This window comes from Streptomyces fragilis (assembly GCF_003112515.1).
Taxonomy (GTDB): domain Bacteria; phylum Actinomycetota; class Actinomycetes; order Streptomycetales; family Streptomycetaceae; genus Streptomyces; species Streptomyces fragilis.
Window position 1 is genome coordinate 783,715 of the sequence record NZ_BEVZ01000004.1, and the last position, 14,640, is coordinate 798,354.

A 14,640-nucleotide genomic window follows, 5' to 3' on the forward strand; every position below is an offset into this window, starting at 1 on the left:
CACGTGCAGCGTCAACGCTCGGGCGACGGCAACGTCGCCACCGGATTTCGCACGGCAGGTGTCCTCCTCCTCGCCGCACACCTCGCCGTCGTCGGATGGCTGACGCTCAGGCCGCTGGACGTCCCCTGGATCACCCCGGCGAACGTCCGGCCGATGGCGGGGATACGCGCGGACCTGGCCCTCGGCTGGTGGCCGGCCACCCGGCGCATCGTCGAGGACCTGGCGCTGCTGGCGCCGCTGGGGGTGCTGCTGCCGCTGGCCGACGGCCGGCTGCGGGCGGCGACGCTCCTCTCGCTGGCCCGCACGGTCGCGGCCGGGGTGCTCATCTCGCTGGGCATCGAACTGCTGCAGACCGGCGTCCCCGGTCAGGTGGTCGACGTCGACTCGCTGATCCTGAACACCGCCGGCGTCACGGTGACGCACCTGGCCGTGGTCCCGGCCGGCCGGGCCGCCCTGCGGCGACGGCTCGGCCGCCGTGCGCGGCCGGCCCCGGAGGGTGTCGACCAGGAGGCGGCTCAGGGTCTGCCCCCGAGGTTTCCCAGGGTCCCGATCGCCCCGTAGAGCGATGCCTTGCCCCTTTTGCCGACGTAGCGTGGATGGCGTAGGGGGCGGCCGCGGGGGTCGCCTCCCGGCAGAGACGACACTCTGATGACGCTCTACGGAGGAGCAGCCATGAGCAGCCTCGTTCGCCCCACCCACGGCCGCATGATCGCCGGAGTCTGCGCCGCGCTGGCCAAGCGCTTCGGCGTCTCCGCGACCACCATGCGGGTGATCTTCCTGGTCTCCTGCCTGCTGCCGGGGCCGCAGTTCCTGCTGTACGTCGCGCTGTGGATCCTGCTGCCGGACGAGAGGCGGGCGGCGCGCCGCTCCACCGTCGTCTGACACCGCGGCACGGAGCGGCACGGAACGGCAGGGGGAGCGCGCGGGCAGACCGGAAGGGGCGCGACCGGGAGACCGGTCGCGCCCCTTCGGGCATGCGGGGGCGGCGGGGTCAGCCGAGGGGCAGGCCGTTGAGGTTGCTGCCGGAGCCCATGTTCATCTCGCCGAGGCCGAGGCCGCCGAGCAGCGGCGTCACCTTGCCGAGCGGGGAGGCCGCCTCCTCGCCCCCGTTGGCGCGGGCGCCGGCGTCGCGGTCCTGGGCCGCGCCGGACACCTTCTCCGCGCTGCCCATGGCGGCGTCCATCCCCATGCCGCCGAGCTCGTCGCCGATGCCGCCGAGCTGGTCGCCGGCGCCCTGCAGGCCCTGGACCAGGGGGCCCTGGAGGGCGTCCCCGATGCCGTCCGCGGGCACCGCGCCGGTCATGCCGCTCAGCGCGGGGCCGGCGTCCGGGAGGGCCGGGGCAGCCGTGGCGGCACCCGCGCCGACCGCCGCGAAGGCGGCGCCGAGGGCGGCGACACCGAGGGTCTTGGCAGCAGACTGCTTCATAGTGAATGCGTCCTTGGATTGCGATGACGGGGGACCGAGCGGTCCACGACCGTAAACACCGACCGGCACGGTCCGCAAACACCGAAATGCGCCGGTTCCACCACAGGAGGGCCGGGCGGATGATCCGCCCGGCCCTCCTGATCTCGACGTCACCGCAGCTCAGACGCGTATCAGCGGAACAGCCACTCCGCCTTCAGCGTGGCGTAGCCCGGCTTGATCACGTCATCGATCATCGCCACCCTTTCATCGAAAGGAATGAATGCTGATTTCATCGCATTGACGGTGAACCACTGCAGGTCGTCGAGTGCATAATCGAAAGTCTCGACAAGGTGCTCGAATTCACGGCTCATGGTGGTACCGGACATCAGGCGGTTGTCGGTGTTGACGGTGACCCGGAAGTGCAGCCGCCTCAGCAGGCCGATCGGATGGTTCGCGTAGGAGTCCACCGCACCGGTCTGCAGGTTGGAGGTCGGGCAGAGCTCCAGCGGGATCCGCTTGTCGCGGACGTAGGCGGCGAGCCGGCCGAGCTCCACCGAGCCGTCCTCGGCGACCTGGATGTCGTCGATGATCCGCACGCCGTGACCGAGCCGGTCGGCGCCGCACCACTGCAGGGCCTGCCAGATCGACGGCAGCCCGAAGGCCTCGCCGGCGTGGATGGTGAAGTGGTTGTTCTCCCGCTTCAGGAACTCGAAGGCGTCCAGGTGGCGGGTGGGCGGGTACCCGGCCTCGGCGCCCGCGATGTCGAAGCCGACCACGCCGGAGTCCCGGTACCGGTTGGCGAGTTCGGCGATCTCCAGCGAACGGGCGGCGTGCCGCATGGCGGTGAGCAGGGCGCCGACGCGGATGCGGTGGCCGTTCTCCCGCGCGCGCCGCTCCCCTTCCCGGAACCCGGCGTTGACGGCCTCGACGACCTGCTCCAGCGTCAGCCCGCCCTCCAGGTGCTGTTCGGGTGCGTATCGCACCTCGGCGTAGACCACGCCGTCGGCGGCGAGGTCCTCGGCGCACTCGGCGGCCACCCGGCGCAGGGCGTTCTCGGTCTGCATCACGCCGACGGTGTGGGCGAAGGTCTCCAGGTACCGCTCCAGGGAACCGGAGTCGGCGGCCTCGCGGAACCAGGAGCCGAGCTTGTCGGTGTCGTCGTACGGCAGCGACCCGTAGCCGTTCTCACGGGCGAGTTCGACGACCGTGCCGGGGCGCAGGCCGCCGTCGAGGTGGTCGTGCAGCACGACCTTCGGGGCCCGGCGGATCTGCTCCGCGGTCGGGGCGTGGATGGTCTGGCTCTTCATCGCTGAACCATAACGCGCAATTCCCTACGCGCGTAGATCCCGCGCGAAAGGGTGGCGTGGGCGCGGTGTTCTGCCAGTGTGGGCGCATGGCACACCAAGGCACCCGCAGCCCGGACCGACCGGACCGCCCGGACCGCCCGGACGGACCGGACCGGCTCGGCAAGCCGTTCGCCGCGCGGCCCCTGCGGCGGCCGGACGGTTCCCGCACGGTCGCCGGGGTGGTGCTGCTGCTGCCCCGCGGCAAGGAGGAGTCCGACCGCGCGCCGTCCCCCGCGGCCGGGTACCTCTCGATGCGCTCCCTGGGGAGGCGGCTCGCCCGCGCCGGGGAGCGGCACGGGCTGGCGGTGCACCTGGTGCGCTACCGGCTGGGCGGCTGGAACGGCGAGGACGCGACGCTCGCCGAGGACGCGGGGCTCGCCGCCGACGAGGCGGTGCGGCGGTACGGCGACGTGCCGGTGTGCCTGGTCGGGGTGGACATGGGCGGCCGGGCGGCGCTGCGGGCCGCCGGGCACCCGGCCGTCAGGTCGGTGGTCGCGCTGGCCCCCTGGCTGCCGCCGGACGGCGGGCACGGGGCGGCGGCCGGGCCCGAGCCGGTCAAGCAGCTGGCGTCCCGTCAGGTGCTGGTCGTGCACGGCACGGACGACGCGCGCTGTGCGCCGGAGCGGTCGTTCCGGCTGGCCGAGCGGATCAAGAAGACGAACCGGGAGGTGTGCCGGTTCGAGGTGCACACCGACGGGCACGCGCTGCGGGCCTACCGGTGGGAGGTCCACACGCTCACCGCCGACTTCGCGCTCGGCACGCTCTTCGGGTCGCCCCTCCCGCGGGCCGTCCGGGACGCCCTCGCGGCGCCCCCGCCCCTGGGCCTGCGCATGCCCCTCGCCTCCGGCTTCGGCCGCCTGCGCGAGGGGTGACCACCGGGGCTCAGGTGGGCAGCAGGTGGCCGCGGCGGGAGAGCAGGAACTTCTTGAAGGCGGCCACCGGCGGGGTGTCGGGGTGGCCGTCGAGCCAGGCGACGCCGATCTCGCGGACCGCCCGCGGCGCGGTGACGGCGAGCTCCGCGACCCCGGGCCGCGGAAAGGCCGGCGGCGGCAGCAGCGCGACGCCCAGCCCGGCCGCGACCAGCCCGCGCAGCGTCTCGGCCTCCTCGCCCTCGAAGGCGACGCGCGGCCGGAACCCGGCCTGCGCGCACAGGTCGTCGGTGATGCGCCGCAGCCCGTAGCCGGTCTCCAGCGTCACGAAGGTCTCCTCCGCCGCCTCCGACAGCCGGATCCGCCGCCGGGAGGCCAGCCGGTGGTCGGCGGGCACCACCAGCCGCAGCTTCTGCTCGTCGAGGCGGCGGGCCACCAGGTCGGGGGCGTCCGGCACCGGCGAGGTCAGGCACAGGTCGAGCTCCCCGCGGCGCAGGCCCTCCAGCATCGCCTCGCCGTAGTTCTGCACGAGGCTGAACCGGATCCCCGGGTGATCGGCGCGGAAGGCGTGGATCAGCCCGGGCACCGTCTCCGCGCCCATGGTGTGCAGGAACCCGAAGGCGACCTTGCCGACCGCCGCGTCGGCGTCCGCGCGGACCTCCTCGGCGGCCCGCTCCAGGTCGGCCAGCGCCCGCTCCACGGAGGCCAGGAAGGTGCGTCCCGCAGGTGTGAGGGCCACCGTGCGGCCGCGCCGGGCGAAGAGGTCGACCCCGAGGTCCTCCTCCAGCCGGGCGACGGCCCGGGAGAGCGTCGACTGCGGCACCCGCATCTCCTGCGCGGCCCGCGTGACGTGCTCGTTGCGGGCCACGCCCGCGAAGTACGCGAGGCGCGGTACGAGGTTCGTGACGATGTCTTCCACGTCACCGGTCCGTGACAGCCACTCCTGTGAGCTCTGCTGATGCACCACGGGAACGATTATGGCCAGTCCGTGCATTGGACGGATGAGCGGGGCGGTTCGTACGGTCGAACCATGCCTGCTGCCAGTACCGGGGCGTCCACCCGCGTGGGCGCCGCGACCCCCGTCCCCGCTCCGCCCGCCGCCACCGCCTCCCCGGACACCCGGGTCGACGTCGGCACCCCCGCCTACCGCCGGATGAGCCTGGCGCTCTTCCTCGCCGGGGTCGCGACCTTCGCCCTCCTCTACTCCACGCAGGCACTCCTCCCCCTGATCTCCGCCGACTACGGCTCCACCGTCAGCGACGTGTCCTGGACGGTGGCCGCCGCGACCGGCGGCCTCGCGCTGTTCGTCATCCCGATGAGCGCGCTCTCCGAACGGTTCGGGCGCCGCGCCACGATGACCGGAGCGGTCGCCGTGGCGGTCGGCGTCGGACTGCTGGTGCCCTTCGCGCCCTCGCTCGGGGTGCTGGTGGCGCTGCGCGCGGTGCAGGGCGCGGCCCTGGCGGGGCTGCCCGCCTCGGCGACCGCGTACCTGGCGGAGGAGGTGCGGCCGCGGGCACTGATCACCGCGGTCGGGCTGTACGTGGCCGGCAACAGCGTCGGCGGCATGAGCGGCCGGGTGCTGAGCGGCTGGGTCGCGCAGGAGTGGGGCTGGCGGGTGGCCCTGGCGGTGCTGGGCGTGCTGGCGGTGGCCTGCGCGGTGGCGTTCCGCCTGCTGCTGCCGGAGCCGAAGCACTTCACCCGCGGCTCGCTGCGGCCCGGCGTGGTCGCCCGCACGGTGCGCGACCACCTGGCGAACCCGCTGCTGCGGCGGCTGTACGCGATCGGCGCGCTGTTCATGACGGTGTTCGGCGGCGTGTACACGGTGATCGGCTACCGGCTGACCGAGGAGCCGTTCTCCCTGCCGCAGGGCGTGGTCGGCTCCGTCTTCCTGGTCTACCTGGTCGGGACGGTGTCCGCGTCCGCCTCCGGGCGGCTGGTCGCCCGGTTCGGCCGCCGGGGCACGCTGTACCTGTCCGGCGCGCTGACGGCGGGGGGCCTGCTGGTCTCGCTCGCCGACCGGCTGCCCCTGATCCTGCTGGGCCTGGTGCTGGTGACCGGCGGGTTCTTCGCCGGCCACTCGGCGGCCTCCTCCGCGGTCAGCCAGGCCGCGCAGCACGGCCGCGCCCAGGCGGCGGCGCTGTACCAGTCCGCGTACTACATCGGCTCCAGCGTGGGCTCGACCCTGGGCGCGGTGGCCTTCCACGCGGCGGGCTGGGGCGGCACGGTGGCCGTGGGGCTGCTGGCCGTGGCCGGTGTCGCGGCGATCACCCTGCTGGGCACCCTGGCGGCCCGCCGGCCGGCCCCGGCGGCCTGACGCCGCCTCGCCCCCGCACGGGCGCCCCACCTGCGACTTCCCCGGTCCCGCAGGACGTTGTCGGTGGGCTGCGGTAGCTTCCGAAGTGCTGCACGCGACAGGCGTACCGAGGGGCGGGTTGCCATGACCGACGTATCCACAGCGACCGGGGCGGCCGCGTCAGAGGCGGCCATGGAGAGCTACCGCAGGGAGCTCACCGGCTACTGCTACCGCATGCTCGGCTCGTCCTTCGAGGCCGAGGACGCGGTGCAGGACACGATGATCCGCGCCTGGCGCAGCCGGGAGAAGTTCGAGGGGCGCTCCAGCCTCCGCTCCTGGCTCTACCGGATCGCCACCAACGTCTGCCTGGACATGCTGTCGGCCGGCAACAAGCGGGCCAGGCCGGTCGACCTGTCCGCCGCCACGCCGCTGGCGCAGGCCGCGCTGACCCCGCGCCCCGACCACACCTGGCTGGAGCCGGCCCCGGACTCCCGGGTGCTGCCGGACCTCACCGACCCCGCCGAGCAGGCCGTCGCCAAGGAGTCGGTGCGGCTCGCCTTCATGGCGGCGCTGCAGGACCTGCCGCCCAAGCAGCGCGTGGTGCTGATCCTGCGCGAGGTGCTGGCCTGGCGGGCGAGCGAGGTCGCCGAGCTGCTGGACACCTCGGTGGCGTCGGTCAACAGCGCCCTGCAGCGGGCCCGGGCCACCCTCGCCGAGCGCGGCGGGGAACGGCAGGGCGAGGTGTCCGACCCGCTGGACGAGGAGCAGCAGAAGCTCCTGGAGCGCTACGTCGCCGCCTTCGAGGGCTACGACATGGCCGCGCTGACGGCGCTGCTCCACGAGGACGCCATCATGACCATGCCGCCGTTCGACCTGTGGCTGCTGGGTCCCTCGGACATGACCGGATTCATGACCACGGCCGGCGCGGGCTGCGCGGGCTCGAAGCTGCTCCCGGTGGAGGTCAACGGCCTGCCGGGGTACGCCCACTACAAGCCCGACCCGGAGCGCGGCGGGTACACCCCGTGGGCGGTGCAGGTGCTGGAGGTGTCAGAGGGGCGGATCGCCGCGATGCACTGTTTCCTCGACACGCAGCGCTTCTTCCCGCTGTTCGGTCTCGCCGGGCGCCTCGACGCCGACGGTCAGCCCGACGAGGCCGAGCAGGGCGAGTAGCGCCGGGTCGGGGCCGCGCAGCAGCACGCGGCCCCCGGCCCGCCGGGCGGTGAGCATCAGGCGGGCGATCAGGTCGACGGTGCCGAGCGAGGGGCGCCGCACCCCGCGGACGTCGCAGGCCACCACGGCCGCGCCCGCGGCCAGTCCCTCCCGCGCGGCGTCGCACAGCCGCGCGGCCCCGTCCCTTCCGACAGGCCCGTCCGGCACGAGCACCACCACTTCCGGGTCCCTCATGTCCGGGTAGACCGGAGGCGGGCGCCGGACTCATCGGCGCGGGGCGCCCCGCTCCCGGGGGAACCGTTGCTCCGTCTGCGTCCCGGCCGGTGGGGCCGTGGCCCGCGGGGTGTGAGGGTGGGGGCGACGGAGGGAGACGATGTCGTGACGGACGTTCCCGACCAGCCGGCGGCCCAGGGTTTGGACGAGCGGTTGCTGGAGACGATGCTCGCGGACGTCCACGCGATCATCCCCTACCAGCTGCCCGGGCTGGTGGAGCGCTGCGCCCGGGCGATGGGCCTGAGCGGAGCGGCCGTCTACCTGGTCGACCTGCAGCAGCGCGTCCTGGTGCCGCTCGACGAGCAGGACGCCCCGCTGCCGGTGGACGACAGCAAGGCCGGCTGGGCCTACCGCACGGTCTCGCTGCGGCTCGAGGACGACAACGGCGACCTGATGGTCTGGGTGCCCCTGGTCGACGGGGCCGAACGGCTCGGCGTGCTGGGGGTGCGGGCGTCGACGATGGACGCGGTGCGGCTGCGCCGGTGCCGCCTGCTGGCCCACACGCTGTCCATGGTGGTCACCACCAAGCGGACCTACAGCGACTGGTTCGTGGCCCGTACCCGCACCCGCACCATGCACGCGCACACCGAGATGCTGCGCGCCTTCCTGCCGCCCCGCAGCATCGGCACCACCTCGGTGATCTCCACCGGGGTGCTGGAGCCGGCCTACGACCTGGGCGGGGACGCCTTCGACCACTCGCTGACCCGCAACATCCTGCACGCGGGCATCTTCGACTCCATGGGCCACGACCTGGCGTCCGGCCTGACCACGGCGGTGGCGCTGGCGTGCTGCCGCAACGCCCGCCGTTCCCCGCGGACCTGCCCGAGATGGTGGAATCCGTCGACCAGGCCCTCGCCCGGTGGCTCCCCGACCAGTTCTGCACCGGCGTCGTGTGCCAGCTGGACGCCGAGACCGGGGTGCTGCGCTGGGTCAACTGCGGTCACCCCGCCCCCCTGCTGATCCGCGGCCAGCGCGTGCTCCCCAGGGCGCTGGGCTGCCCGCCGGAGCCGCCCATGGGCCTGCACGGGCTGCTCGGCCCCGCCACCACCCGCACGGTGAACGAAACGGTCCTGCGGCCCGGCGACCGGGTGCTGCTGTACACCGACGGCGTCGTCGAGGCCCGCCGGGGCGGCGACGAGTTCGGGCTCGAGCGGTTCGCCGACTTCATCATCCGGTCCGCGGCCGGCGGTCAGCAGCCCGCGGAGACCCTGCGGCTGCTCATCCACGACATCCTCGACCACCACAGCAACAGGCTGACCGACGACGCCACCATCCTGATGGTGGAGTGGCGGCCCCGGCCCGCCTCGTCGGGTTGAGGCGGGCGGGGCCGCACCGGCGGCCTCGTCAGCCGATGCGCTCCAGGACCACCGGCGGGGCGGTGAAGTCCGTGCCCGCGGCGGCGACGTCGTACGCGTCCCGCAGGGACTCCAGGGCGTACGGGAAGCGCTCCGGGGTGTCGGTGTGCAGCGTCATCAGCGGGGCGCCCGCGGTGACGGTGTCGCCCGGCTTCGCGTGCAGCTCGACGCCGGCGGCGGCCTGCACCGGGTCCTCCTTGCGGGCGCGGCCCGCGCCCAGGCGCCAGGCGGCGATGCCGACGGCGTAGGCGTCCAGGCGGGTCAGCACACCGGAGGACGGGGCGGTGACGACGTGCTGCTCGCGGGAGGTGGGCAGCGCGGCGTCCGGGTCGCCGCCCTGGGCGCGGATCATGCGGCGCCAGGCGTCCATCGCGGAGCCGTCGGCGAGCGCCTTGGCCGGGTCGGCGTCGGGGAGTCCGGCCGCGGCGAGCATCTCGCGGGCCAGGGCGAGGGTCAGCTCTACGACGTCGGAGGGACCGCCGCCGGCCAGCACCTCGACGGACTCGCGGACCTCGAGCGCGTTGCCGGCGGTGAGGCCGAGCGGGGTGGACATGTCGGTGAGCAGCGCGACCGTGTTCACGCCGTGGTCGCGGCCCAGGCCGACCATGGTGGTGGCCAGCTCACGGGCGTCGTCCAGGGTCTTCATGAACGCGCCGGAGCCGACCTTGACGTCCAGGACCAGGGCGCCGGTTCCCTCGGCGATCTTCTTGGACATGATCGAGGAGGCGATCAGCGGGATGGCCTCCACGGTGCCGGTGACGTCGCGCAGCGCGTAGAGCTTGCGGTCGGCCGGGGCGAGGCCCTCGCCGGCGGCGCAGATCACGGCGCCGACGTCGTCGAGGACGGCGAGCATCTCCTCGTTGGACAGCGAGGCTCGCCAGCCGGGAATCGACTCCAGCTTGTCGAGGGTGCCGCCGGTGTGGCCGAGGCCGCGGCCGGAGAGCTGCGGGACGGCCGCGCCGCAGGCGGCGACCAGCGGCGCGAGCGGGAGGGTGATCTTGTCGCCGACACCGCCGGTGGAGTGCTTGTCGGCGGTGGGGCGGGAGAGGGAGGAGAAGTCCATCCGCTCGCCGGAGGCGATCATGGCGGCGGTCCAGCGGGCGATCTCGCGGCGGTTCATGCCGTTGAGGAGGATCGCCATGTTGAGGGCGGCCATCTGGTAGTCGGCGACCTCGCCGCGGGTGTAGGCGTCGACGACCCAGTCGATCTGCTCGTCGGTCAGCTCCGCGCGGTCGCGCTTGGCTCGGATGACGGTGATGGCGTCCATGGGACGGCCCCTTCTTCGCTTCGTTGCGGTGATCTTGCCGGCGGGCCGGCCGCCCGTCGCCGGGGCGCGGAGGGGATCCGCGCCCCCGGCGACGAGGGGGGTCAGGCCCCGGGGCCCTGGTGGAGGTGGCCCGGGCCGAAGGCCTGGGGGAGCATGGCGGACAGCGGCAGGACGCCCTCGGGGGTCTCCAGCAGGAGCTCGGCGCCGCCGAACTCGAAGAGGAGCTGCCGGCACCGTCCGCACGGGACGAGCACGGCGCCCTCGCCGTCGACGCACGTGAAGTGGGTCAGCCGCCCGCCTCCGGTGCGCTGCAGCTCCGACACCAGCCCGCACTCCGCGCACAGGCCGATGCCGTAGGAGGCGTTCTCCACGTTGCAGCCGGAGACCACCCGGCCGTCGTCCACGCGGGCGGCGACGCCGACCGGGTAGCCCGAGTACGGGGCGTAGGCGCGGGTCATCGCCTCGTGTGCCACCGCCCGCAGGGCGTCCCAGTCGAACGCGCCGCCCGCCGCGGCCGTCGTGCCCGTCATCCGCCCTGGCCCTTGCGGTACGGCAGGCCGTCCGCCTTCGGCATCCTCAGGTGCTGCGCGGACAGCGAGAGCACCAGGAGGGTGACGATGTACGGGCTGGCGGTCACCAGCTGGGACGGCACCTCGGAGGTGTTCGCGTACCAGAGGTAGGTCGCCGCGGCGACCACCGCGGTGATCAGGGCCGGCAGGTAGCGCCTGCGCCAGGCCAGGTAGAGCGCGCCGGCCAGCAGCAGGAGCGCCACCAGGAGCAGCAGCGCGTGCACGTTGCTGGTGCCGCCGCGCAGGTTGAGGCTGTCGGTGTAGCCGAACAGGCCCGCGCCGAGGGCCAGCCCGCCCGGCATCCAGTTGCCGAAGATCATCGCGGCCAGACCGATGTAACCGCGGCCGGCCGTCTGCCCGTCGAGGTAGACGTTGGACGCCACGATCGACAGGAAGGCGCCGCCCATGCCGGCGAAGCCGCCCGAGATGATCACGGCGATGTACTTGTACTTGTAGACGTTCACGCCCAGCGACTCGGCGGCCACCGGGTTCTCGCCGCACGAGCGCAGCCGCAGGCCGAAGGCGGTGCGCCACAGCACGAACCAGCTCAGCGGGACCAGCGCCACCGCGACCACGGTCAGCGGCGACAGGTTGGTGATGGCGCCGCCGAGCAGACCCGCCACGTCGGAGATCACGAACCAGTGCTTCTGGTTGAGCGTGACCAGCAGGTCGGACAGCCCCGGGACGTCGAAGGTTCCCAGCGACTCGATCGGCGGGGACTGCTTGGAGGAGCCCTGCGGCACGCCCTCGAAGGTGTACTTCGACAGGTACCGGGCCAGGCCCAGCGCCAGGATGTTCAGCGCCACACCGGAGACGATGTGGTTGACGTTGAAGGTGACGGTGGCGATGGCGTGCAGCACGCCGCCGATGCAGCCGCCGAGGATGCCGAAGGCCACACCGACCCACGGGCCCCACTGGTAGCCGGCCCAGGCGCCGAACCAGGTGCCGAGGATCATCATGCCCTCGAGGCCGATGTTGACCACGCCGGCCCGCTCGGCCCACAGGCCGCCGAGTCCGGCCAGGCCGATCGGCACGGCCAGGCGCAGCGCGGTGGACATCTGGCCGGTGGACGTGATGCCGTTCGCGCCGGTGATCAGGCGGACGACGGAGACCAGGACGAGGGCCCCGGCGATCAGCAGCAGCACCACGGGCAGCGACATCCGGCGGCGGCCGGGCTTCGCGGCCTGCGCGGGCCGGGACTTGGCGACGGTCGCGGTACTCATCGGGCCGCCACCTCCTTCTCGGTCTTGTCACCCTTGACGGACTTGCCGGCGGCGGACGCCGCGGCAGCGGCGAGCTCCTCGCCGACGCGCTTCTGCTGGCGGCGCAGACCCCAGACGCGGACGACCTCGTAGGAGATGACGACCGCGAACACGATCAGGCCCTGCATGATCGTGGCGATCTCCTTCTCGTAGTCGTAGAAGTCGAGCTCCTGGGACGCCTTGTCGAGGAAGGCCCACAGCAGCGCCGCGAACGCGATGCCGCCGGGGTGGTTGCGGCCCAGCAGGGCGATGCCGATCGCGGTGAAGCCGAGACCGGCCGGGAAGCTGAGGCCGTAGGTGTGCGCGTCGCCGAGCAGCAGCGGCAGGCCGGAGAGGCCGGCCACGCCGCCGGAGATCAGCATGGCGGTGAGCGTCATCCGCTTGGCGTCGACGCCGGAGGCCGCGGCGGCCTCCGGGGACGCGCCCGAGGCGCGCAGGTCGAAGCCGAAGCGGGTGCGGTTGAGGACCAGCCAGTACAGGACGCCCAGGAGCACGGCGAGGAAGATCAGGCCGTAGAGCTCGCCGGTGTCGGCGCCCAGGCTGATGCCCGGGATCCAGCCGGAGGGGTGCATCTCGCCGGTCGTCATGTTGTTGCCGGACTGCACGCCCCAGGTGTCCTTCTGGGTCAGGTACAGGATCAGCGCGGTGGCGATCGAGTTCAGCATGATCGTCGCGACGACCTCGCTGACGCCGCGGGTCACCTTCAGCAGGCCCGCGATGCCGGCCCAGAAGGCGCCGGTGCACACCGCGACCAGCAGCAGCAGGGGGACCTGCAGGGCCGCCGGCAGCGCCACGTGGGCGCCGACCACGGCGGTCACCATGGCGGCGAGGCGGTACTGGCCGTCGACGCCGATGTTGAACAGGTTCATCCGGAAGCCGAGGGCGACGGCCAGGGCGGCGATGTAGTACAGCGACGCCTGGTTGACGATCAGCACCTGGACGTCGGAGAAGCCGATCTGCTCGGCCATGATGACGTACGGCTCGATGGGGTTGCGGCCGGAGACCAGCAGCACCACCGAGGTCAGCAGGATCGCCGCGACCAGGGCCATGACCGGCCCCGCCACGGCCAGGAGCACCCGCTCCTTGTCGAACTTCTTCATCGTGCCTCGTCCTTGGGGGCGGCGGGGGCGGCGGGGGCGGCGGGGGCGGCGGATTCCGCGGGCTCCGTGTGTTCCAGGTGGCCCGAGGCCGCGCCGGTCATCGCGGAGCCCAGCTCCTCCGGGGTGACGGAGGCGGGGTCGGCGTCGGCGACCAGACGGCCGTTGTAGATCACGCGCAGGGTGTCGGACAGGCCGATCAGCTCGTCCAGGTCGGCGGAGATCAGCAGCACCGCCAGGCCCTCGCGGCGCGCCTCGCGGATGACGTCCCAGATCGCGGCCTGCGCGCCGACGTCCACACCGCGGGTGGGGTGGGCGGCGATCAGGAAGCGCGGGGCGTGGCTCATCTCGCGGCCGACGATCAGCTTCTGCTGGTTGCCGCCGGAGAGCGAGCCGGCGGTGACGTCGATGCCGGGGGTGCGCACGTCGTACTGCTCGACGATGCGCCGGGTGTCGGCCTGCGCGCCCTTGGGGTCCAGCCGGAAGCCGTTGGCGTTGGGCTTCTCGGTGACGTGGCCCAGGATGCGGTTCTCCCACAGCGGGGCGTCCAGCAGCAGGCCGTGGCGGTGGCGGTCCTCGGGGATGTAGCCGATGCCGGACTCGCGGCGGCGGCGGGTGGCCCAGGAGGTGATCTCCTCGCCGTCCAGGGTGATCGTGCCGGAGTCGGCGTGCGCGAGGCCGATCAGGGCCTCGATCAGCTCGGTCTGGCCGTTGCCCTCGACGCCGGCGATGCCGAGGACCTCGCCCGCGTGGATGGTGAAGCTGATGTCGTCCAGGACGGCGCGGCCGCCCTCGGCCTCCAGCCGGAGGCTGTCGACGGTCAGGACCGGGCGGTCCGTGACGGTGGACTCGGCGGTCTCCGGGGTGGGCAGCTCGCTGCCGACCATCATCTCGGCGAGCTTGCGCGGCGTGGTCGACTTCGGGTCGGCGGTGCCGACCGTGGTGCCGCGGCGGATCACCGTGATGTCGTCGGCGACCGAGAGGACCTCGCCCAGCTTGTGCGAGATGAAGATGACCGACAGGCCCTCGGAGGTGAGCTCGCGCAGGTTGTCGAACAGCGCGTCGACCTCCTGCGGGACCAGCACGGCGGTCGGCTCGTCGAGGATGAGGATGCGCGCGCCGCGGTAGAGGACCTTGAGGATCTCCACGCGCTGACGGTCCGCGACGCCGAGGTCCTCCACCAGCGCGTCGGGGCGCACGCCCAGGCCGTAGCGCTCGGAGATCTCCACGATGCGGCGACGGGCCGCGCCGCCGATGCCGTGCAGCTTCTCGCTGCCCAGCACGACGTTCTCGAGCACGGTGAGGTTGTCGGCCAGCATGAAGTGCTGGTGCACCATGCCGATGCCGCGGGCGATGGCGTCGGCCGGCGAGGAGAAGCTCACCTGCTCGCCGCCGACCGTGATGGTCCCCTCGTCCGGCTTCTGCATGCCGTAGAGGATCTTCATCAGGGTCGACTTGCCGGCCCCGTTCTCACCGACGAGGGCGTGGACGGTGCCCTCGTGGACGCGGAGCCGGATGTCGTGGTTGGCGACGACGCCGGGGAACCGCTTGGTGATGCCCGCCAGCTCGACCGCGGTGGCCCGCTCGGTCTGCGGAGGGCTGCTGGACGCGTCGATGGCGCACACTCCTCTAAGAAAAACCTGGGGGAGAAGGGCGTCCGCCGCGAGCTGCGCCCGGCGCCCCTGCCGTTCCGGGTGGCCACGGCCCGGAGCCGGGGGCCGATGGCTGCCCGCC

13 protein-coding genes and 2 pseudogenes are annotated in these 14,640 nt (G+C 73.4%); 6 read left to right on the top strand and 9 right to left on the bottom strand.

Annotated features, from left to right (window positions below; all coding sequences use genetic code 11):
- Positions 1–3: 3 nt before the first annotated feature.
- Entirely contained in the window at positions 4–561 is a 558-nt protein-coding gene (locus Sfr03f_RS16715; RefSeq protein WP_108954678.1) for a VanZ family protein, read from the top strand.
- Positions 562–672: 111 nt separating this feature from the next.
- On the top strand, positions 673–882 hold the full coding sequence (locus Sfr03f_RS16720) for a PspC domain-containing protein (protein ID WP_108954679.1): 210 nt from the start codon (positions 673–675) through the stop codon (positions 880–882).
- Between the two features lie 109 nt (positions 883–991).
- Here the strand turns inward: Sfr03f_RS16720 and Sfr03f_RS16725 are convergent, their stop codons facing one another.
- Both Sfr03f_RS16725 and Sfr03f_RS16730 read right to left on the bottom strand, forming a co-directional pair.
- Entirely contained in the window at positions 992–1,426 is a 435-nt protein-coding gene (locus Sfr03f_RS16725) for an ATP-binding protein (protein ID WP_108954680.1), read from the bottom strand.
- Between the two features lie 170 nt (positions 1,427–1,596).
- Entirely contained in the window at positions 1,597–2,712 is a 1,116-nt protein-coding gene (locus tag Sfr03f_RS16730; protein WP_108954681.1) for an adenosine deaminase, read from the bottom strand.
- A gap of 86 nt (positions 2,713–2,798) precedes the next feature.
- Here Sfr03f_RS16730 and Sfr03f_RS16735 point away from each other — a divergent pair, with 86 nt between their 5' ends.
- On the top strand, positions 2,799–3,623 hold the full coding sequence (locus Sfr03f_RS16735; RefSeq protein ID WP_245967593.1) for an alpha/beta hydrolase: 825 nt from the start codon (positions 2,799–2,801) through the stop codon (positions 3,621–3,623).
- Between the two features lie 10 nt (positions 3,624–3,633).
- On the opposite strand, the gene Sfr03f_RS16740 is transcribed toward Sfr03f_RS16735, so the two are convergent.
- Positions 3,634–4,587, bottom strand: coding sequence for a LysR family transcriptional regulator (locus Sfr03f_RS16740; protein WP_108955037.1), 954 nt, complete (start codon positions 4,585–4,587; stop codon positions 3,634–3,636).
- 63 nt (positions 4,588–4,650) lie between these two features.
- Here Sfr03f_RS16740 and Sfr03f_RS16745 point away from each other — a divergent pair, with 63 nt between their 5' ends.
- Both Sfr03f_RS16745 and Sfr03f_RS16750 read left to right on the top strand, forming a co-directional pair.
- Complete coding sequence (locus Sfr03f_RS16745; protein WP_108954682.1) at positions 4,651–5,934, top strand: MFS transporter; 1,284 nt, start codon at positions 4,651–4,653, stop codon at positions 5,932–5,934.
- 123 nt (positions 5,935–6,057) lie between these two features.
- A complete protein-coding gene (locus Sfr03f_RS16750; protein WP_108954683.1) occupies positions 6,058–7,083 on the top strand; it encodes a sigma-70 family RNA polymerase sigma factor in 1,026 nt (341 codons plus the stop codon).
- A 27-nt stretch (positions 7,084–7,110) separates the two neighbouring features.
- Here Sfr03f_RS16750 and Sfr03f_RS31265 read toward each other — a convergent pair.
- Positions 7,111–7,317 (bottom strand): annotated as a pseudogene (locus Sfr03f_RS31265) (hypothetical protein); the annotation flags it as partial.
- A 204-nt stretch (positions 7,318–7,521) separates the two neighbouring features.
- Here Sfr03f_RS31265 and Sfr03f_RS16760 point away from each other — a divergent pair.
- A pseudogene (locus Sfr03f_RS16760) lies at positions 7,522–8,672 on the top strand (PP2C family protein-serine/threonine phosphatase).
- A 28-nt stretch (positions 8,673–8,700) separates the two neighbouring features.
- Here Sfr03f_RS16760 and Sfr03f_RS16765 read toward each other — a convergent pair.
- The 5 genes from Sfr03f_RS16765 to Sfr03f_RS16785 all read right to left on the bottom strand — a co-directional run bounded on the left by Sfr03f_RS16765 (position 8,701) and on the right by Sfr03f_RS16785 (position 14,531).
- Positions 8,701–9,978 (bottom strand): thymidine phosphorylase, encoded by a 1,278-nt coding sequence (locus Sfr03f_RS16765; RefSeq protein ID WP_108954685.1) that lies wholly within the window; start codon positions 9,976–9,978, stop codon positions 8,701–8,703.
- 101 nt (positions 9,979–10,079) lie between these two features.
- On the bottom strand, positions 10,080–10,508 hold the full coding sequence (locus tag Sfr03f_RS16770) for a cytidine deaminase (RefSeq protein WP_108954686.1): 429 nt from the start codon (positions 10,506–10,508) through the stop codon (positions 10,080–10,082).
- Positions 10,505–11,770 (bottom strand): ABC transporter permease, encoded by a 1,266-nt coding sequence (locus Sfr03f_RS16775; RefSeq protein WP_108954687.1) that lies wholly within the window; start codon positions 11,768–11,770, stop codon positions 10,505–10,507. The genes Sfr03f_RS16770 and Sfr03f_RS16775 overlap by 4 nt, the downstream gene beginning before the upstream one ends.
- On the bottom strand, positions 11,767–12,909 hold the full coding sequence (locus Sfr03f_RS16780) for an ABC transporter permease (protein WP_108954688.1): 1,143 nt from the start codon (positions 12,907–12,909) through the stop codon (positions 11,767–11,769). The genes Sfr03f_RS16775 and Sfr03f_RS16780 overlap by 4 nt, the downstream gene beginning before the upstream one ends.
- Positions 12,906–14,531 (bottom strand): ABC transporter ATP-binding protein, encoded by a 1,626-nt coding sequence (locus Sfr03f_RS16785; protein WP_174721599.1) that lies wholly within the window; start codon positions 14,529–14,531, stop codon positions 12,906–12,908. Before Sfr03f_RS16785 ends, Sfr03f_RS16780 begins: the two co-directional genes overlap by 4 nt.
- Between the last annotated feature and the right edge of the window lie 109 nt (positions 14,532–14,640).

Coding starts and splice junctions, on each gene's coding strand:
- Sfr03f_RS16720 (WP_108954679.1), top strand. CDS start 673: ATGAGCAGCCTCGTTCGCCCCACCCACGGCCGCATGATCGCCGGAGTC.
- Sfr03f_RS16725 (WP_108954680.1), bottom strand. CDS start 1,426: ATGAAGCAGTCTGCTGCCAAGACCCTCGGTGTCGCCGCCCTCGGCGCC.
- Sfr03f_RS16730 (WP_108954681.1), bottom strand. CDS start 2,712: ATGAAGAGCCAGACCATCCACGCCCCGACCGCGGAGCAGATCCGCCGG.
- Sfr03f_RS16735 (WP_245967593.1), top strand. CDS start 2,799: ATGGCACACCAAGGCACCCGCAGCCCGGACCGACCGGACCGCCCGGAC.
- Sfr03f_RS16745 (WP_108954682.1), top strand. CDS start 4,651: ATGCCTGCTGCCAGTACCGGGGCGTCCACCCGCGTGGGCGCCGCGACC.
- Sfr03f_RS16750 (WP_108954683.1), top strand. CDS start 6,058: ATGACCGACGTATCCACAGCGACCGGGGCGGCCGCGTCAGAGGCGGCC.
- Sfr03f_RS16765 (WP_108954685.1), bottom strand. CDS start 9,978: ATGGACGCCATCACCGTCATCCGAGCCAAGCGCGACCGCGCGGAGCTG.
- Sfr03f_RS16770 (WP_108954686.1), bottom strand. CDS start 10,508: ATGACGGGCACGACGGCCGCGGCGGGCGGCGCGTTCGACTGGGACGCC.
- Sfr03f_RS16775 (WP_108954687.1), bottom strand. CDS start 11,770: ATGAGTACCGCGACCGTCGCCAAGTCCCGGCCCGCGCAGGCCGCGAAG.
- Sfr03f_RS16780 (WP_108954688.1), bottom strand. CDS start 12,909: ATGAAGAAGTTCGACAAGGAGCGGGTGCTCCTGGCCGTGGCGGGGCCG.